This is a genomic window from Afipia felis ATCC 53690, assembly GCF_000314735.2.
GTDB lineage: Bacteria > Pseudomonadota > Alphaproteobacteria > Rhizobiales > Xanthobacteraceae > Afipia > Afipia felis.
Genome location: NZ_KB375270.1, coordinates 2823744 through 2839921 on the forward strand (window position 1 = coordinate 2823744; position 16178 = coordinate 2839921).

The 16178-nt window shown below is 64.0% G+C and carries 17 protein-coding genes; 7 read left to right on the plus strand and 10 right to left on the minus strand.

What is annotated here, in order from left to right:
• Positions 1-40 precede the first annotated feature (40 nt).
• Positions 41-955 (plus strand): methylated-DNA--[protein]-cysteine S-methyltransferase, encoded by a 915-nt coding sequence (locus tag HMPREF9697_RS13355; RefSeq protein WP_002717761.1) that lies wholly within the window; start codon positions 41-43, stop codon positions 953-955.
• On the opposite strand, the gene HMPREF9697_RS13360 is transcribed toward HMPREF9697_RS13355, so the two are convergent.
• The 7 genes from HMPREF9697_RS13360 to dnaK form a co-directional block, all read right to left on the minus strand.
• A complete protein-coding gene (locus HMPREF9697_RS13360; protein WP_002717762.1) occupies positions 952-1575 on the minus strand; it encodes a 2,3-bisphosphoglycerate-dependent phosphoglycerate mutase in 624 nt (207 codons plus the stop codon). The genes HMPREF9697_RS13355 and HMPREF9697_RS13360 overlap by 4 nt on opposite strands.
• 27 nt (positions 1576-1602) lie before the next feature.
• A complete protein-coding gene (gene dapB, locus HMPREF9697_RS13365) occupies positions 1603-2415 on the minus strand; it encodes a 4-hydroxy-tetrahydrodipicolinate reductase (protein WP_002717763.1) in 813 nt (270 codons plus the stop codon).
• A 101-nt stretch (positions 2416-2516) separates the two neighbouring features.
• Positions 2517-3224 (minus strand): orotidine-5'-phosphate decarboxylase, encoded by a 708-nt coding sequence (gene pyrF, locus HMPREF9697_RS13370; protein WP_002717764.1) that lies wholly within the window; start codon positions 3222-3224, stop codon positions 2517-2519.
• A 9-nt stretch (positions 3225-3233) separates the two neighbouring features.
• Complete coding sequence (locus HMPREF9697_RS13375) at positions 3234-3803, minus strand: NADPH-dependent FMN reductase (RefSeq protein WP_002717765.1); 570 nt, start codon at positions 3801-3803, stop codon at positions 3234-3236.
• Positions 3804-3860: 57 nt separating this feature from the next.
• Entirely contained in the window at positions 3861-4457 is a 597-nt protein-coding gene (locus tag HMPREF9697_RS13380; RefSeq protein WP_002717766.1) for a class I SAM-dependent methyltransferase, read from the minus strand.
• Between the two features lie 96 nt (positions 4458-4553).
• Positions 4554-5687, minus strand: coding sequence for a molecular chaperone DnaJ (gene dnaJ, locus HMPREF9697_RS13385; protein ID WP_002717767.1), 1134 nt, complete (start codon positions 5685-5687; stop codon positions 4554-4556).
• A 96-nt stretch (positions 5688-5783) separates the two neighbouring features.
• Complete coding sequence (gene dnaK, locus HMPREF9697_RS13390) at positions 5784-7697, minus strand: molecular chaperone DnaK (protein WP_002717768.1); 1914 nt, start codon at positions 7695-7697, stop codon at positions 5784-5786.
• Between the two features lie 298 nt (positions 7698-7995).
• Here dnaK and HMPREF9697_RS13395 point away from each other — a divergent pair, with 298 nt between their 5' ends.
• The gene (locus HMPREF9697_RS13395) at positions 7996-8955 is read left to right on the plus strand and encodes a hypothetical protein (protein ID WP_002717769.1); all 960 of its coding nucleotides are present in this window, start codon (positions 7996-7998) and stop codon (positions 8953-8955) included.
• 16 nt (positions 8956-8971) lie between these two features.
• Here HMPREF9697_RS13395 and grpE read toward each other — a convergent pair whose 3' ends face one another.
• Together grpE and hrcA are read right to left on the minus strand one after the other, a co-directional pair.
• Positions 8972-9571: a nucleotide exchange factor GrpE gene (gene grpE, locus HMPREF9697_RS13400; RefSeq protein WP_002717770.1), complete on the minus strand. Its 600-nt coding sequence runs from the start codon at positions 9569-9571 to the stop codon at positions 8972-8974.
• Positions 9572-9669: 98 nt separating this feature from the next.
• Complete coding sequence (hrcA, locus tag HMPREF9697_RS13405) at positions 9670-10761, minus strand: heat-inducible transcriptional repressor HrcA (protein ID WP_040308276.1); 1092 nt, start codon at positions 10759-10761, stop codon at positions 9670-9672.
• Positions 10762-10916: 155 nt separating this feature from the next.
• On the opposite strand from hrcA, the gene rph reads away from it, so the two are divergent.
• Genes rph through hemW form a run of 3 tightly spaced genes read left to right on the plus strand, consistent with a single transcriptional unit; the run spans position 10917 to position 13418 of the window.
• A complete protein-coding gene (rph, locus tag HMPREF9697_RS13410; protein ID WP_002717772.1) occupies positions 10917-11633 on the plus strand; it encodes a ribonuclease PH in 717 nt (238 codons plus the stop codon).
• A complete protein-coding gene (rdgB, locus tag HMPREF9697_RS13415) occupies positions 11633-12271 on the plus strand; it encodes an RdgB/HAM1 family non-canonical purine NTP pyrophosphatase (protein WP_002717773.1) in 639 nt (212 codons plus the stop codon). The genes rph and rdgB overlap by 1 nt, the downstream gene beginning before the upstream one ends.
• Complete coding sequence (gene hemW / locus HMPREF9697_RS13420; protein ID WP_002717774.1) at positions 12261-13418, plus strand: radical SAM family heme chaperone HemW; 1158 nt, start codon at positions 12261-12263, stop codon at positions 13416-13418. Before rdgB ends, hemW begins: the two co-directional genes overlap by 11 nt.
• 8 nt (positions 13419-13426) lie before the next feature.
• On the opposite strand, the gene HMPREF9697_RS13425 is transcribed toward hemW, so the two are convergent.
• Entirely contained in the window at positions 13427-14635 is a 1209-nt protein-coding gene (locus HMPREF9697_RS13425; RefSeq protein WP_002717775.1) for a penicillin-binding protein activator, read from the minus strand.
• A 194-nt stretch (positions 14636-14829) separates the two neighbouring features.
• Between HMPREF9697_RS13425 and rsmI the strand changes: the two genes are divergently transcribed.
• Both rsmI and HMPREF9697_RS13435 read left to right on the plus strand, forming a co-directional pair.
• A complete protein-coding gene (gene rsmI, locus HMPREF9697_RS13430; protein ID WP_040308277.1) occupies positions 14830-15765 on the plus strand; it encodes a 16S rRNA (cytidine(1402)-2'-O)-methyltransferase in 936 nt (311 codons plus the stop codon).
• Positions 15762-16157 carry a YraN family protein gene (locus HMPREF9697_RS13435; protein WP_002717777.1) on the plus strand — a complete coding sequence of 132 codons (396 nt, stop codon included), beginning with the start codon at positions 15762-15764 and terminating at the stop codon, positions 16155-16157. The genes rsmI and HMPREF9697_RS13435 overlap by 4 nt, the downstream gene beginning before the upstream one ends.
• The last annotated feature ends 21 nt before the right edge of the window (positions 16158-16178 follow it).

Here is a 16178-nt window from a genome sequence, read left to right on the forward strand (position 1 = left end):
ATGGCGCGCCTAGCTTTGCCCGATGATGATACAAAGCCCCATGACTTCATTCGAGCCGGCCTCGCCCAAATCGCTGCGCGCGCAGATCGCGCAGACGCCGGCAGCAGGCGATGCGCTGCGCGATTACGAGACCGTGCATCGCGCCATCGCCTTCATCTCCGAGCACTGGCGCGGCCAGCCGACCATCGAAGAGATGGCGGAAGCCGTGAGCGTGACGCCGGACGAGTTGCATCATCTGTTTCGCCGCTGGGCCGGCCTGACGCCGAAGGCGTTCATGCAGGCGGTGACGCTCGACAATGCCAAGCGACTGTTGCGCGAGTCGGGCAACATTCTCGATGTCGCCTACGATTCCGGACTATCAGGTCCGAGTCGGCTTCATGATCTGTTCGTGACGCATGAGGCGATGTCGCCGGGCGAATGGAAGAAAGGCGCGGCGGGCCTCACGTTGCGCTACGGCTTCCATCCCTCGCCGTTCGGCACCGCTGTGATCATCGCCACCGAGCGCGGACTCGCTGGACTTGCCTTCGCAGACCCCGGCGAGGAAATCGCGGCGTTGCACGACATGCAGGAGCGCTGGAAGCTTGCGACTTATATCGAGGATCAAGCAGGCACCGCCGCACTCGCCAGGCGCATTTTCGAATCGTCGGAGTGGCAGGCCGACAGGCCGCTGCGCGTGGTGCTGATCGGCACCGACTTTGAAATTCGCGTCTGGGAAACCCTGCTGCGCATTCCGATGGGCAAGGCCACCACATATTCCGACGTCGCTCGCACCATCAATGCGCCGAAAGCCTCACGCGCGGTCGGTGCCGCTGTCGGTAAAAATCCGATCTCGTTCGTGGTGCCGTGCCACCGCGTGCTCGGCAAGAGCGGCGCCATTACCGGCTATCACTGGGGCCTGACGCGCAAGCGCGCGATGCTCGGCTGGGAGACGGCGCGCACCAACGGCTGCGATTAATTCGCGAGGTCGGCCTTCGATTCCACCGTGGAATCGGCATTGAGCCGATAGATGATCGGCGCACCGGTCGCGAGCTCGCGCTTCAGAATCGCTTCCGGCGACAGTTTCTCCAGCACCATGATGAGCGCGCGCAGCGAATTGCCGTGCGCGGCCACCAGCGTGCGTTCGCCGCGCAGCACACCCGGCAGGATTTCCTGCACGTAATAAGGCAGCGTGCGCGCCAGCGTATCCTTCAGGCTTTCGCCGCCGGGCGGTGCGATGTCGTAGGAACGGCGCCAGACATGCACCTGTTCCTCGCCCCATTTCTTGCGCGCATCGTCCTTGTTGAGACCGGAGAGATCGCCGTAATCGCGCTCGTTGAGCGCGAGGTTCTTCGTCACCGGAATGTTTGTCTGACCAAGTTGCTCCAGCATCAGCGACAGCGTGCGCTGGGCGCGAGTCAGTTCGGACGTGAAGGCGATATCGAAAGTGAAGCCTTTCTCCTTCAGGAGCTTGCCCGCGCGTTTCGCCTCGTCGACGCCCTGCGCGGTGATGTCAGGATCTTTCCAGCCGGTGAAAAGATTCTTCAGATTCCATTCGCTCTGGCCGTGACGCACGAGCACGAGAAGACGGTCACTCATTCCTTACACTCTCATCTCGAAATTGAATCAGCCGCCGATGCCAAGCACGTCGGCCATCGAATAATGTCCCGGCTTGCGGCCACGCGCCCAGCACGCAGCCTTGATCGCGCCGCGCGCGAAAATCATTCGATCCTCCGCGCGATGGGTCAGCTCGATGCGCTCGTAAGGCCCCGAAAAGATCACGCTGTGATCACCGGTGACGGTGCCGCCACGCAGCGTCGCGAAACCGATGTCGCCGCGGTTGCGCGCGCCGGTGTAACCGTCGCGCGACCGCACGGACTTGTCATCGAGCGCGATGCCGCGCCCTTCCGCCGCCGCCTGGCCGAGCAGATAGGCCGTGCCGGACGGCGCATCGATCTTGGCGCGGTGATGCATTTCCAGAATTTCGATGTCGAAATCGTCGTCGAGCGATTTTGCGACCTGCTTCACCAAGGCGGCCAGCAGGTTTACGCCAAGGCTCATATTGCCGGACTGCACTACGATGGCACGCTGGGTCACGCTCTTGATCACCGCGTTGTCGGACGCCGACAGGCCGGTGGTGCCGATGACATGCACGATACCGCGTTCAGCTGCGATCGCGACATTGGCGATGGTCGCCGCAGGCACCGTAAAATCGAGAATGCCATCGGCATCCTTCGACAGGGTCCACAAATCGGCTGACAGCGGAATGCCGTTGGGCGCAAGCCCGGCCAGCACGCCGGAATCCTGGCCGAGCAGTTCAGAGCCCGGCGCTTCCAGCGCGCCGACAAGCGTTGCGCCTTCGGTCTCCGCCAGCGCGCGGATAAGCGTACGGCCCATCCGGCCGCCTGCACCCGCAACGATCAAACGCATATCCGACATCTTACGGCCTCACATTGCTTTCGGGGTATAGCGGGGGCGGGCTGCGGCGGCAATCCGCTATCCGGTCCAAGGACTTCCGGATCAGGGACTTCAGGATGGCCTCAGGAGGCTGCTGCGATCTCCGCAACGATGGCCTGCGCCGCCGCTTTGGGATCCGCCGCTGCAACGATGGGTCGGCCGACCACAAGGTAATCGGACCCGGCAGCGATGGCGCGGCCGGGCGTCATCACCCGCTTCTGGTCGCCGAGCACGCTGCCCGCAGGGCGGATACCCGGCGTCACCAATGCGATGTCGCGGCCCAGGATGGCACGCAGATTTTCTGCCTCCTCGGCCGAGCAGACGATGCCGTCGACGCCGAGCGCCTGCGCCTGCCGTGCGCGCTGCGCCACCATGTCGGCCACGCCGAGCGCGTAACCCGCTTCCTTGAGATCGCTCTCATTGTAGGAAGTGAGCACCGTCACCGCGAGAATCTTCAGACCGGAGCCACGGCTCGCCTCGACCGCGGCCTTCATGGTCTGCGGATAGGCATGCACGGTGAGAAACGTCGCGCCGAGTTTGGCGATACCGGCCACACCGTTCGCCACCGTGTTGCCGATGTCGTGCAGCTTGAGATCGATGAACACCTTCTTGCCGGCGCGGATGAGATCGTGCGCCATCGGAAGCCCGCCCGCATAAGCGAGCTGATAGCCGATCTTGTAGAACGTCACGCTGTCGCCGAGCGTGGCGACAAGCTTTTCCGCTTCCGCCACGCCGGGCACGTCGAGGGCCACGATCATCCGGTCACGCGGATCGGTCGGTGTCTGCGTCACGTCATCTCCTCACATCATACGTTGCGCGGCGTCGATCAACGCCCGCACCAAAGCCTGCATTCCGGCAAATTCGTTATCGTCCTGCAGACGATCCATTCGGTCGAATGCATCGTTGCCGCGCGCGACGATCAGTTGCGGCGCGATCACCTCCGCACCGAAGCCCGCCGTCAACATCTGACGCAGCGTGACGGCTGCATAGATGCCGTCAGCGCGTTCCGATATGGACGCGATGGCGAACGGCTTGCCGCGAAAGGCGTGCTGCGGCGGCTCGTTGCGTTCGCGCACCGACGCCAGCCAATCGAGCGCATTGAGAAGCAATGGCGGCGGCAGCGCATGCCGCTCCGGCGTCACCAGCATCACCGCGTGATGCGCGCCAATCATGCGCTTGAGATCGAGCGCAACGGAAGGTGTCGTGCTTTCGCCGTCCTCGTGCAGCGGCAATGCGAAATCGGCGAGTGAAATCCGCGTCGCCTCGTGGTCGGCGAGCGCGATCTCCTTGACGATGGCAGCGGCGAGGCGCACGTCGGCGGCGCTTTCGCGAACCGAGCCCGGAATGACGAGGATTTTGACTGCTGCCATGCGCGCAGTCCTAAAACGCTTTTATGGATGGGGAAAATTGAACGGAGCGCAGCCGCGTCATGCCTTGCGATAGACCCAGACGCGTGCCGGCGGCACGTTCATCCAGATACGCTCGGAAGCCTGAGTCAGAACACCCGGCAGGGATTTCGGAATCGGCGGCGCAACGGAATAAGTGAACTGCACGAAGGGCGCGCCGGGAATCAACTTCATGAAGGCTTCGCGCATCAGCCGCAGCCGCGTCAGCATCGGCTTGGTGACCAGCGGCAGACCTGACACCACCGCGCTCGCGGGTTGCGCGATCGCAGCGAGCGTCTTGTCGAGTTGATAGGCATCACCCTGCACCACAGTCGCCTGCGGATAACGCTCGCGGAGCAGCGCGCAGAAACCGGGATTGAACTCGACAAGCACGAGGCGCTTCTGCTCGACGCCGTGCGCCACCAGCGCGTCGGTGATCGCGCCGGTGCCCGGCCCAAGTTCGATGACGGGTGCCTCGGATTGTTTGTCCACGTAGCTCGCCATGGTGCGCGCAAGCATTTTGCCCGAGGGCATCACCGCGCCCATGTGCAGCGGCTTTTCGATCCACGAACGAAGGAAGCGAACCTCATCGTCGAGGCGAAGAGGTTTTTTGAGGACGCGCGCGGACTCTAAAGCCATGGCGGGGGTACCAGCGGGGAGCCCGACGAGCCCGGGCTTTTTCAATTTTTCTTCACAAAGACGTACATAGGCAAAGTTAAACGGTCAAGTTTCCGCTCAGGCCGTTCCAGCCCGGTTGCCGAAGAAGTCCTTGACCATCTTGAAGAAACCCGCAGCCTCGGGTTGGGTTTCACCGGAGGAGAGTTTTTCGAACTCCGCCAGCAATTCCCTTTGTTTTTTGGTCAGATTCTGTGGTGTTTCGACCACAACCTGGACGTACATGTCGCCGGTCTGACGGGACCGCAACACCGGCATACCCTTGCCTGAAATCCGGAACCGGCGGCCCGACTGGGTGCCGGAGGGAACCTTGACCCGGGCCTTGCTGCCGTCGATCGCGGGAACCTCAAACTCGCCGCCAATCGCCGCCGTCACCATCGAGATCGGCACCCGGCAGTGGAGGTCGGCGCCGTCGCGCTGGAAAAGCTGGTGCGAGCTGACGGACAGGAAGATGTAGAGGTCACCCGACGGGCCGCCCTGCACGCCCGCCTCGCCCTCACCGGAGAGGCGGATGCGGGTGCCGTCCTCGACACCGGCGGGAATATTCACAGACAGCGAACGGTCCTTGGTGGCGCGCCCCTGACCCCCACAGGCCGTGCACGGTGTGTCGATGCTCTGGCCGCGGCCATGACAGCTCGGGCAGGTGCGCTCCAGCGTGAAGAAACCCTGCGCCTGGCGGACCCGACCAGCGCCGCCGCAGGTCGTGCAGACCTTCGGCTTGGTGCCGGGTTTGGCGCCGGTCCCCGAACAGACCTCGCAGGCGACCGCGACCGGGATGTTGATCTGCGCGGTCTTGCCGAGGAAGGCTTCCTCGAGCGTGATTTCCATATTGTAGCGCAGGTCGGCGCCGCGCTCGCGGCCGCCGCCTCTGCCACGTCCGGCCATACCGAACAGGTCTTCGAAAATATCGGAGAAAGAGGAGGCAAAGCCCGCGCCGAAGCCGTGGCCCCCGCCGCCACCCATGCCCGGCTCGAACGCGGCATGGCCGTAGCGATCGTAGGCGGCGCGCTTGTTGCCGTCCTTGAGGACCTCATAGGCCTCGGAAATTTCCTTGAACCTGTGCTCGCACGCCGGATCACCCGGATTCTTGTCCGGATGCCATTTCATTGCGAGCTTGCGGAAGGCCGACTTCAGTCCCGCTTCGTCGACGGTGCGCTCAACTTCCAGCGTTTCGTAATAGCAAGTCTTGGACATGATCGGTCAGGGATAAATCTTTTCGAGTCCGGAAAACCTGAACGATAGCTCTTCCGCGAAGGCCCCTCCCTTGCGGGAGAGGCCCTCGTGAAGCGCTTACGCTGACTTCTTGTTGTTCTTATCGTCGTCGACTTCGGTGAATTCCGCGTCAACGACATCGTCCTGCGCGGCATCCTTCGCCGCGTCGCGGGCCGCATCACTTTCGGCCTGCTGCTGATACATCGCCTCGCCGAGCTTCATCGAAGCCTGCGCCAGCGTGTTGGACTTCGCCTTGATGGCTTCCGAATCGTCACCCTTCAGGGCTTCCTTCAGATCAGCCAGCGCGTCCTCAATGGCCTTGCGGTCACCTTCAGGCACCTTGCTGCCGTGCTCGGAGAGCGCCTTCTCGGTGGAGTGCACCAGCGCGTCGGCATGGTTCTTGGCGTCGACCGCCTCGCGGCGCTTCTTGTCCTCGGCCGCGTTCGCCTCGGCGTCCTTGACCATCTTCTCGATCTCGGATTCCGACAGACCGCCCGATGCCTGGATGCGAATCTGCTGTTCCTTGCCGGTCGCCTTGTCCTTCGCCGAAACGTTGACGATGCCGTTGGCGTCGATGTCGAAGGTGACCTCGATCTGCGGCATGCCGCGCGGTGCCGGTGGAATGCCCATCAGGTCGAACTGGCCGAGCGCCTTGTTGTCGGCCGCCATTTCGCGTTCGCCCTGGAACACGCGGATCGTCACGGCACCCTGATTGTCCTCGGCTGTCGAGAACACCTGGCTCTTCTTGGTCGGGATCGTGGTGTTGCGCTCGATGATGCGCGTGAACACGCCGCCCAGCGTTTCGATGCCGAGCGAGAGCGGGGTCACGTCGAGCAGCAGCACGTCCTTGACGTCGCCCTGCAGCACGCCGGCCTGAATGGCGGCGCCGATGGCGACGACTTCATCCGGGTTGACGCCCTTGTGCGGCTCCTTGCCGAAGAACTGCTTCACGATTTCCTGGATCTTCGGCATGCGGGTCATGCCGCCGACCAGAACCACCTCGCCGACTTCGCCAGCGGAGAGACCAGCGTCCTTCAGCGCCTTGCGGCAGGGCTCGATCGTTTTCTGCACGAGATCGTCGACCAGCGCTTCGAACTTGGCGCGGGTGAGTTTCATCGTCAGATGCTTCGGACCGGACGCATCCGCGGTGATGAAGGGCAGGTTGATTTCGGTCTGCGTGGTCGACGACAGCTCGATCTTGGCCTTTTCCGCAGCTTCCTTCAGACGCTGCAGCGCGAGCTTGTCGTTGCGCAGGTTGATGCCCTGCTCCTTCTGGAATTCATCGGCGAGATAGCCGACGAGACGCATGTCGAAGTCTTCGCCACCGAGGAAGGTGTCGCCGTTGGTCGACTTCACCTCGAACACGCCGTCGCCGATTTCCAGGATCGAAACGTCGAAGGTGCCGCCGCCGAGGTCGTAAACCGCGATGGTGCCCTGCTTCGACTTGTCGAGACCGTAGGCGAGCGCGGCAGCCGTCGGCTCGTTGATGATGCGCAGCACTTCAAGACCGGCGATCTTGCCGGCGTCCTTGGTGGCCTGACGCTGGGCGTCGTTGAAATAAGCGGGAACGGTGATGACCGCCTGATCGACCTTCTGGCCGAGATGGGCTTCAGCGGTCTCCTTCATCTTCTGAAGGATGAAAGCGGAGATCTGCGAAGGCGAATAAGTCTTGCCGTCGGCCTCGACCCAGGCATCGCCGTTCGACGCCTTGACGATCTTGTAGGGGACGAGCTTCTTGTCCTTCTCGACGGTCGGATCGTCGTAGCGGCGGCCGATGAGGCGCTTCACTGCGAAGATCGTATTTTCCGGATTGGTGACGGCCTGGCGCTTGGCCGGCTGACCGACGAGGCGCTCACCGTCGCTGGTCAGCGCGACGATCGAGGGCGTCGTGCGCATGCCTTCCGCGTTCTCGATGACTTTCGGCGATTTGCCATCCATGACGGCAACGCACGAATTGGTGGTGCCGAGATCGATCCCAATGACCTTTCCCATTGTCCCTCTATCCTTCTTTTTGCGGCGGGTTGGCCGGGCCCTGTCGGCGCACCGCACCCAACCCCCAGAGAATCCAAAGCGCCGCCCTGCGACGCTCCGCCTCATATAGGAGGGGCGGTAGGGGCCGCAAGGACCGAAGGGGCGTAAAGCCGTTATTCGGAGGCATTTGTTTTCACCGGTTAACATCCCGGACAGGCTGTTTCGGGAACGGCGCGCCGGGCCTGTCGGCGCACCCCGGAAGCTGCTATCGAACGCCCATCCATCGATCCGCCTCAATCGCGCGTCAGGGACACTAGCGATGAAGACCATTTTGAAGACCTTTCGCCGGACGGCGCTGACGCTTCTCGCTCTGGCCTTCGCCGGATTGGCACTTCCTGCACACGCCGCCGATGCGGTTTTCCCGCAGGGTGTTCGCGTCGGCCTCGTCCCGCTCGGCGGCCTTGAGCCATCGACTCAGTTTTCCGGCTTCATCAGCGCCGACCAGAAGGTTCGGGTCGGCCTGTCCGAAATCCCCGAGGCAGCCTTCACGGCCGTCGAGACCGCGGTGAAGGAAAATTCCACGCCCGCAGGCTCGCCGAAGCCGGAGGCCTTCTCCACCACCGCACGGCAGGGCTATTTGCTGACGGAAAGCGGCAAGGACGGCGACACCGAGGTTTCGAACTACACGCTGCTGCTGCCGGGCAACAAATTCACCGGCTACGTCATCGTCCAGATACGCGGCGATGCGGGTGACGCCTATTCCGACACCAACATCCGCAAGATGCTTACAAGCACGGTGACGCGGTCCGAAGTGCCGGTCGAGGAGCAACTCTCTCAGCTCAGCTTCAAACTCGGCGATCTCGCGGGCTTCAAGCATGTGCGCACCATCGCGCCGCGCTCGGCGGTGCTGCTCAGCGATGGCGACGACGATGCCAAGCTCGACAGCGCTGCCTACATCATGGTCGGCGTGATGCAGGGCGCGCCCGCCCAGCCGGACGATCGCGGCCGCTTCGCGCGCGACCTCGCCGCTAACATCGCGGGCCTGCGCGATGTCAAAATGACCAACAACGAGCCGTTGCGGATCGACGGCAGCCCGGGTTTCGAGACACGCCTGGAAGGCGTGACCGGCACCGCGAACACGCCGGTGCGGGTGGTGCAATGGCTGCGCTTCGGCTCAGGGTCCGCGACGCTGCGCATTGTCGCAAGCGCACCGCAGTCCGAATGGTCGGAGGCCTTCACGCGTTTCCGCACCGTGCGCGACAGCATCAGCGCGAAATAACGCCGAGACGCTTCGATCAGCTTGCGGATTTGGGTTCGTTCTTCGAGACCCCGACCAACGCCGGACGAAGCATGCGCTCGCCGATCATGTAGCCAGTCTGGATCACCTGCACGACGGTGCCGGGCGCGACGGAATTGTCCGGCACCTCGTACATCGCCTGATGCACGTTCGGATCGAACTTCTCGCCCATCGGATCAAACTTCTTCACGCCGTTCTTCTCGAGCGAGCGGTGCAGCGAGCGCTCGGTCAATTCGACGCCTTCGATCAGCGCCGTGAGGCCCGCATCGGCGGTGGCACGGTCCTCCGCAGGCACCGCGTCGAGCGCGCGCTGCAGATTGTCGGCAATTTCCAGAATGTCGCGCGCGAAACCGGCGATGCCGTAGGCGCGTGCGTCCGCGACCTCACGCTGGGTGCGCTTGCGCAGGTTTTCCATCTCCGCCAGCGTGCGGAGCATCTTGTCCTTGGCGTCAGCCGCTTCCTTGACGAGCGCCTCGGAGGGCGTTTCCTCCGGATCGTCGGGCATGATGTACGGCTTGGAGACGCGCGGTTCGCCGGGCTTGCTGCCCGCGTTGTCCGCCGCTTCAGAAAATTCCTTCTGGCCGTCTTTGTCGGTCATCACGCTTCCACTGTCTGATTGAACTGATTGAGGGGTGTTCTTGTTGGCATATCGTCGTTTGGCCGCCAAAATCAAGCGCAGCCGCCAGTCCAAAATACCTATTTGCCGAGCATCTGGCTGACGATGCGCGCGGCATAGTCCACCATCGGGATGACGCGCGCGTAGTTCAGCCGCGTCGGACCGATCACGCCGAGCACGCCGACGATACGGCCGGAACTATCGCGATAGGGCGCGGTGATGGTCGAGGAGCCCGACAGCGAAAACAGCTTGTTCTCCGAGCCGATGAAAATCCGCACGCCGTCGCCACGTTCGGCGAGGCCCAGCAGGTCGGCGACGCCCTTCTTGGTTTCCAGATCATCGAACAACAGGCGCACGCGCTCGAGATCTTCCATGGCGTGAAGATCTTCGAGCAGGTTGGCATGGCCGCGCACGATCAGGCGGCGTTCGTCGGTCGAGCCGCCCGACCATGAGGCGACGCCCGCCGAAATGATCTTCTGCGTGAGCTGATCGAGCTCGTTGCGGCTTTGCGCCAGCGCCGCTTCGAGATCGGCGCGCGCTTCGCTCAACGTGCGGCCGCGGATGCGGGCGTTGAGGAAGTTCGAGGCCTCCACCAAGACCGAGGACGGCACGCCCGGCGGCAGCGGCAGAATGCGGTTTTCGATCTGCCCGTCTTCCGACACCAGCACGACCAGCGCCTGTTCCGGCTCAAGCCGCACGAATTCGATGTGCTTCAGCCGCGCGTTGGACTTGCCCGTCAGCACCACGGCGGCGGCGCGGGTCAGGCCAGAGAGCCGCGTCATCGCATCGCTCAGCGTCGCCTCGATCGACTGCTGCTTGCCGATGGCGGCGAGCTGCGCCTGAATCGATTGCCGCTCGGATTCGGTGAGGTCCCCGACCTGCATCAGCGCGTCGACGAAGAAACGCAGACCGAGATCGGTCGGCAGACGGCCGGCGGAGGTGTGCGGCGCGTAGATCAGGCCGAGATGTTCGAGATCCGCCATGACGTTGCGCACCGAGGCCGGCGACAGCGGCACCGAGATCATGCGCGAAATGTTACGCGAGCCAACCGGCTCGCCGGTGGCGAGATAGTTCTCGACAATTTGCCGAAAAATATCGCGCGAGCGCTCGTTAAGCTGGGACAGCGCCGCGCTCGGCGTGATCAGCGAGTCTTTCGGGTCGTGATGCGACAACCATGTCTCCTGTGGAAGCATCAATCTAATCCGGGGCTTAATGTGTTCCCCCCGCGCGCGGCTGACAAGCACCTTGATGCCTTTCGGCCTTGCCGCGCGCGGCGCACCCTCCTAAAAGCAGCCCCAAGATCCTTCCTGCTTTTTTGGAGAGAAATATGCGTCCCAGCGGCCGCGCGCCCGACGAACTGCGCCCCGTCTCGCTCGAGCGCGGCGTGGTGAAATACGCCGAAGGTTCCTGCATGGTGAAATTCGGCGACACCCATGTGCTCGTCACCGCGACGCTGGAGGAACGGCTGCCGCCGTGGCTCAAGGGCCAGGGTCGCGGCTGGGTCACCGCCGAATACGGTATGCTGCCGCGTGCCACCCATGATCGCGTCCGCCGCGAGGCCTCCGCCGGCAAGCAGAGCGGCCGCACCGTCGAAATCCAGCGGCTGATCGGCCGTTCGCTGCGCACCACCGTCGATCTCGTTGCGCTCGGCGAACGCCAGATCACCGTTGACTGTGACGTGATCCAGGCCGACGGCGGCACCCGCACCGCCTCCATCACCGGCGCGTGGGTTGCGCTCGCCGATTGCCTGCAATGGATGAAGGCGCGCAACATGCTCAAATCCGATAACGTGCTGCGCGATAACGTCGCCGCAATCTCCTGCGGCATCTACAACGGCACGCCCGTGCTCGATCTCGACTACGCCGAGGATTCGGAAGCGGAAACCGACGCCAATTTCGTCATGACCGGCGACGGCCGCCTCGTCGAGGTGCAGGGCACCGCCGAGCGGACGCCGTTCTCGCAGGACGAGTTCCTCAAGCTGATGGCGCTCGCGCAGAACGGCATCGGCCGTCTCGTCGAGTTGCAGAAGATCGCGATGGCTTAATGTCCGACCACCGCAAGATCACAGGCCGCCTTGTCATCGCGACCCACAATTCCGGCAAGCTTGCCGAGATGCGCGAACTGCTCGCGCCTTACGGCATCGAGGCAGTGTCCGCGGGCGAACTGAATCTGCCGGAGCCAGACGAGACCGGCACGACGTTTGTTGCCAACGCGCGGATCAAGGCGGAAGCTGCTGCGAAGGCAACCGGACTTCCCGCCTTCGCCGATGATTCCGGCCTGTGCGTCGATGCGCTCGACAGCCAGCCAGGCATTTATTCGGCGCGCTGGGCCGGACCGTCCAAAGATTTCATGGCGGCGATGACACAGATCGAGCGGCTGTTGCAGGAGCGCGGCGCGACCGAGCCTACAGAACGCAAAGCGCAGTTCGTATCCGCGCTGTGCGTGGCGTGGCCGGACGGACATCTTGAAGAAGTGGAAGAGCGTGTCGAGGGCCAGATGGTCTGGCCGCCGCGCGGCGATGCGGGCTTCGGCTACGACCCGGCATTTCTGCCGGACGGCCACACCCGCACCTTTGGCGAGATGACGAGCATCGAGAAGCACGGACTGCCGCCGCTTGGCCTCGGCCTGTCGCACCGCGCGAAGGCGTTCGTGAAGCTCGCGGAGATCAGCCTTGCACGCTGACGCGCAAAATGCCTTCGGCGTTTACGTGCACTGGCCGTTCTGCCTGTCGAAATGTCCGTATTGCGACTTCAACAGCCACGTCCGCCATACCGCGATCGACGAGGAGCGTTTTGCCCGCGCCTTTGCGCGCGAGATCGCAACCACGGCGGCGCGGGTTCCCGGCCGCACCGTAACCTCGATCTTTCTCGGCGGCGGCACGCCGTCGTTGATGAAGCCGCAGACGGTCGGCGCGATTCTCGACGCCATTGGCGAGCACTGGAACGTCGCCGGCAATGTCGAGGTCTCGCTTGAAGCGAATCCGACCAGCGTCGAGGCAACCCGCTTCGCGGGCTATCGCGCGGCGGGCGTCAACCGCGTTTCGCTCGGCGTACAAGCGCTCGACGATGCTTCACTGAAGGCGCTGGGCCGTTTGCACAGCGCCCGCGAGGCGCTCGATGCGGTTGCGATCGCGCGCGGCGCCTTCGACCGTTATTCGTTCGACCTGATCTACGCGCGCCCTGACCAGAGCGCTGCTGCATGGACGCAGGAACTCAATCTCGCGATCTCGGAAGCGGCCGAGCATCTGTCGCTCTACCAACTGACCATCGAGGAAGGCACGCCGTTCTTCGGCCTGCACCGCGCGGGCAAACTCAAGACGCCCGATGAAGACCTCGCGCGCGCACTCTATGACGTGACGCAAGACGTCTGCGCAACGCACGGCCTTCCGGCCTACGAGATTTCCAACCACGCGCGCCCCGGTGCGGAGTGCCGCCACAACCTCGTTTACTGGCGCGGCCAGGAATATGCTGGCATCGGTCCCGGCGCGCATGGACGGCTCGACATCGGCGGCATCCGCCACGCGACCGCGACCGACAAGCGCCCGGAAGCATGGCTCCTGCGCGTCGAGGAGGACGGCCACGGCCTCGCCAGCGACGACCTGCTCGACAGCGAACAGCGCGCCGACGAATTTCTGCTGATGGGCCTGCGGCTCGCGGAAGGCATCGATCCGAAGCGCTATGCGGCCCTCGCCGGACGCCCGCTCGATCCGCACCGCATCGCCGCGCTGAAGGACGACGGTGCCATCGTCATGGACGACAACGGACGGCTGCGCGTGACGCAAGACGGCTTTCCGCTGCTCGACGCCGTCGTCGCCGATCTCGCGGCGTAATAGAAAAATTACGCTCCGAAACTCTTCGGCGAAGCCGATGCGATCTGACCGCCGCCCGCCGCGACGCGCAGCACGGCAAGGCCGCGCTCGTTGGTGCCGTTGGAGCGAAACCGAAACAGTCCGTCGATGCCGGTGAAGCCCGACACGTTCGTCAGGACTTCGGCTGAGAAGCGTGGGCCGCCAGAATTAACGCGTGACAATGCAGCGACGAGCGCCACCGCATCATAGGCGAGCGTCGCGGTGCGCACCGGGTCCTGCCCGTATTTGCCGCGATAGCGCTTGGCGAACGCGCGATAGCCTGACGGATCGGGCGCGGCGTAGTAGCCGCCCTGCAGATGAGAATCGGCGAACACTTTCGGATTGTCCCACAACCCGGTGCCGAGCAACTGCACGCGCTTGAGGTCCGCGCCGGCGCCAGCGAGTTGCGCGGACAATTGCACCAGCACGTCGCCGTCATCGGCGAGCAGCAGCGCGTCGGCGCCGCCGAGCCCCTGCGCGACGTTGCGCACGGCGTTCTGCATCTGGTTGGGATCGGTCGTGTATTTCTCAAAGGCGACGATCCGCGCACCCTTGCCGGCCACCGCCTGCTTGAAGGTGGCTTCGACGACATTGCCGTAGGCATTTTCCGGCAGCAGCGCCGCGAAGGATCGTTTGCCGGTACCGAAGGAGTAATCTGTAATCCGATTGACGTCGGTTTCCGGCAGGAAACTCAGCAGATAAACGCCCTGCCCGGCAACGCTGGCATCGGTGGAAAATGCGATCACCGGAATATTGCGCGCGCGAGCCTGCTGCGCCACGCCCGCGACCGAAAGTCCGAACAGCGGGCCGAGAATGATTTCCGCGCCTTCGCCGATCGCCTGTTGGGCCGCCTGCTGCGCGCCCTGTGGAGTGCCGGCGTCGTCCTTGATGAGAAGCTGGAGATCTGGGTTCTGGAATTCCGCCAGCGCCATTTCGGCGGCGTTCTTCATCGAGTTGCCCGCAATGCCGGCATTGCCAGCACCCGACAACGGCAGGATCAGGCCGACCTTGACCTGTCCCTTGCCGACGGCGACGGCCTCCTGCGGCGGGCCTGACGGACCCGGCGGCGGCTGGTCGTTGCCGGTGAGGCCCGACATCCCGGCGCATCCGGCCAGAAGCGGCGCGCCCAGAATCAACCCGACGGCGCTGCGGCGGGTGGTCAACAGACTGGCTTTCGGAGGATGGGTCGGGACCGTCATCAATTCTCTTTCGGACCGGCTCCTTGATCGGCCCGGACACCATGACGGACCGATCTGGAGGCGAATTCAGACTTCTTGACGGCCACCATAGGGGAAAACGAACAATTTGTGACCCCGCGAATTCCCGACTCTGGATGGTTCATTCCTTGCGCATGCCGCAAGACGATCGCACGCGGAGCGGCTACACTGATCCGATGCCGCCTCGTTCATCTCCGCGTCCGGATACCGACACCGCCGCAGTTCCGCGTCAGATTCTTGTGGCGGGACACGCCATCACTGTTTCAAAGGCACCGCCGGGGCTGCACATCGCCGCCACGCCGATCGGCAATCTCGGCGACATCACGCTGCGCGCGCTGGAAACACTGGCGGGCAGCGACGTGATCTGCTGCGAGGACACCCGCGTTACCCGCAAGCTGCTCGACCGCTACGGCATCACGACACCGCTGTCGCCCTATCACGAGCACAACGCAGCGGCGATGCGGCCGAAGATTCTCGCCCGTCTCGCACAAGGCGATTCGGTTGCACTAGTGTCGGATGCCGGCACGCCGCTGATTTCCGATCCCGGCTTCAAGCTGGTGCGCGAGGCCTGCGCGGTCGGCCTTGCGGTTCATGCTCTGCCGGGGCCGTCGTCGATTCTCGCGGCGCTGTCGGTCGCGGCGCTGCCAACCGACCGTTTTTTCTTCGAGGGCTTTTTGCCCGCGAAGGAAGGCGCGCGCCGCAACCGCATCAATGAGCTCGCGCGTATCGGCGTCACGCTGGTGCTGTTCGAATCCGGTGCGCGCGTGCAGGATTCGCTGCGCGACCTCGCCGAGATTCTCGGACCACGCGACATCGCGATCTGCCGCGAGATGACCAAGCTGCACGAGGACGTCCGCCGCTTCTCGCTCGCGGACGCTGCAGCACAGGCCGAGCGACTGGAGACGCGCGGCGAATTCGTGCTGGTGATCGGCCCGCCATCCGAAGAAACCGGACGCATGAGCGAGGATCAGCTCGACATGCTTCTGCGCGAGCAGCTTGCGCATGGCAGCGTCAAGGATGCCGTCGCCGCAGCCGTCGAACTGTCGGGCCACCCGCGCCGCGAGGTCTATGCCCGCGCGCTGGCGCTCGCCCACAAGGACGAGCCCGAATGAGCGCGCCTTCCGAAAACCCCGCCACGAATGCCGAGCGCGTCACCGCGTTTCAGACCGGCCTCTCCGCCGAGCGGCGCGCCTGTCTTTATCTCACCGCGAAAGGATACCGCATCCTGGCGCGGCGCTACCGCACGCCGCATGGCGAGATCGACGTGGTAGCGAAGCGGCGCGCGACGCTGGTGTTCGCCGAGGTCAAGGCACGCAACACGCTCGACGATGCCGCCCATAGCGTCACGCCGCGCCAGCAGCAGCGCATCGCCACGGCCGCTTCGCTATGGCTTGCCGCGCATCCCGACCATGCAAATCTGGATTGCCGTTTCGACGTGATATTGATTGCGCCAAGGCGGCTTCCACGCCATCTGGAAGCAGCGTTCGAGACTTCCTCTTTCTAATTCCTGATTTCCATCCCACAG

Bases quoted from the DNA above. Each gene is read 5' to 3' on its own strand.
- dapB (WP_002717763.1), bottom strand. From the start codon at position 2,415: ATGTCGGATATGCGTTTGATCGTTGCGGGTGCAGGCGGCCGGATGGGC.
- HMPREF9697_RS13355 (WP_002717761.1), top strand. From the start codon at position 41: ATGACTTCATTCGAGCCGGCCTCGCCCAAATCGCTGCGCGCGCAGATC.
- HMPREF9697_RS13435 (WP_002717777.1), top strand. From the start codon at position 15,762: ATGAGCGCGCCTTCCGAAAACCCCGCCACGAATGCCGAGCGCGTCACC.
- HMPREF9697_RS13395 (WP_002717769.1), top strand. From the start codon at position 7,996: ATGAAGACCATTTTGAAGACCTTTCGCCGGACGGCGCTGACGCTTCTC.
- dnaK (WP_002717768.1), bottom strand. From the start codon at position 7,697: ATGGGAAAGGTCATTGGGATCGATCTCGGCACCACCAATTCGTGCGTT.
- grpE (WP_002717770.1), bottom strand. From the start codon at position 9,571: ATGACCGACAAAGACGGCCAGAAGGAATTTTCTGAAGCGGCGGACAAC.
- HMPREF9697_RS13380 (WP_002717766.1), bottom strand. From the start codon at position 4,457: ATGGCTTTAGAGTCCGCGCGCGTCCTCAAAAAACCTCTTCGCCTCGAC.
- HMPREF9697_RS13425 (WP_002717775.1), bottom strand. From the start codon at position 14,635: ATGACGGTCCCGACCCATCCTCCGAAAGCCAGTCTGTTGACCACCCGC.
- rph (WP_002717772.1), top strand. From the start codon at position 10,917: ATGCGTCCCAGCGGCCGCGCGCCCGACGAACTGCGCCCCGTCTCGCTC.
- rdgB (WP_002717773.1), top strand. From the start codon at position 11,633: ATGTCCGACCACCGCAAGATCACAGGCCGCCTTGTCATCGCGACCCAC.
- dnaJ (WP_002717767.1), bottom strand. From the start codon at position 5,687: ATGTCCAAGACTTGCTATTACGAAACGCTGGAAGTTGAGCGCACCGTC.
- rsmI (WP_040308277.1), top strand. From the start codon at position 14,830: ATGCCGCCTCGTTCATCTCCGCGTCCGGATACCGACACCGCCGCAGTT.
- HMPREF9697_RS13375 (WP_002717765.1), bottom strand. From the start codon at position 3,803: ATGGCAGCAGTCAAAATCCTCGTCATTCCGGGCTCGGTTCGCGAAAGC.
- HMPREF9697_RS13360 (WP_002717762.1), bottom strand. From the start codon at position 1,575: ATGAGTGACCGTCTTCTCGTGCTCGTGCGTCACGGCCAGAGCGAATGG.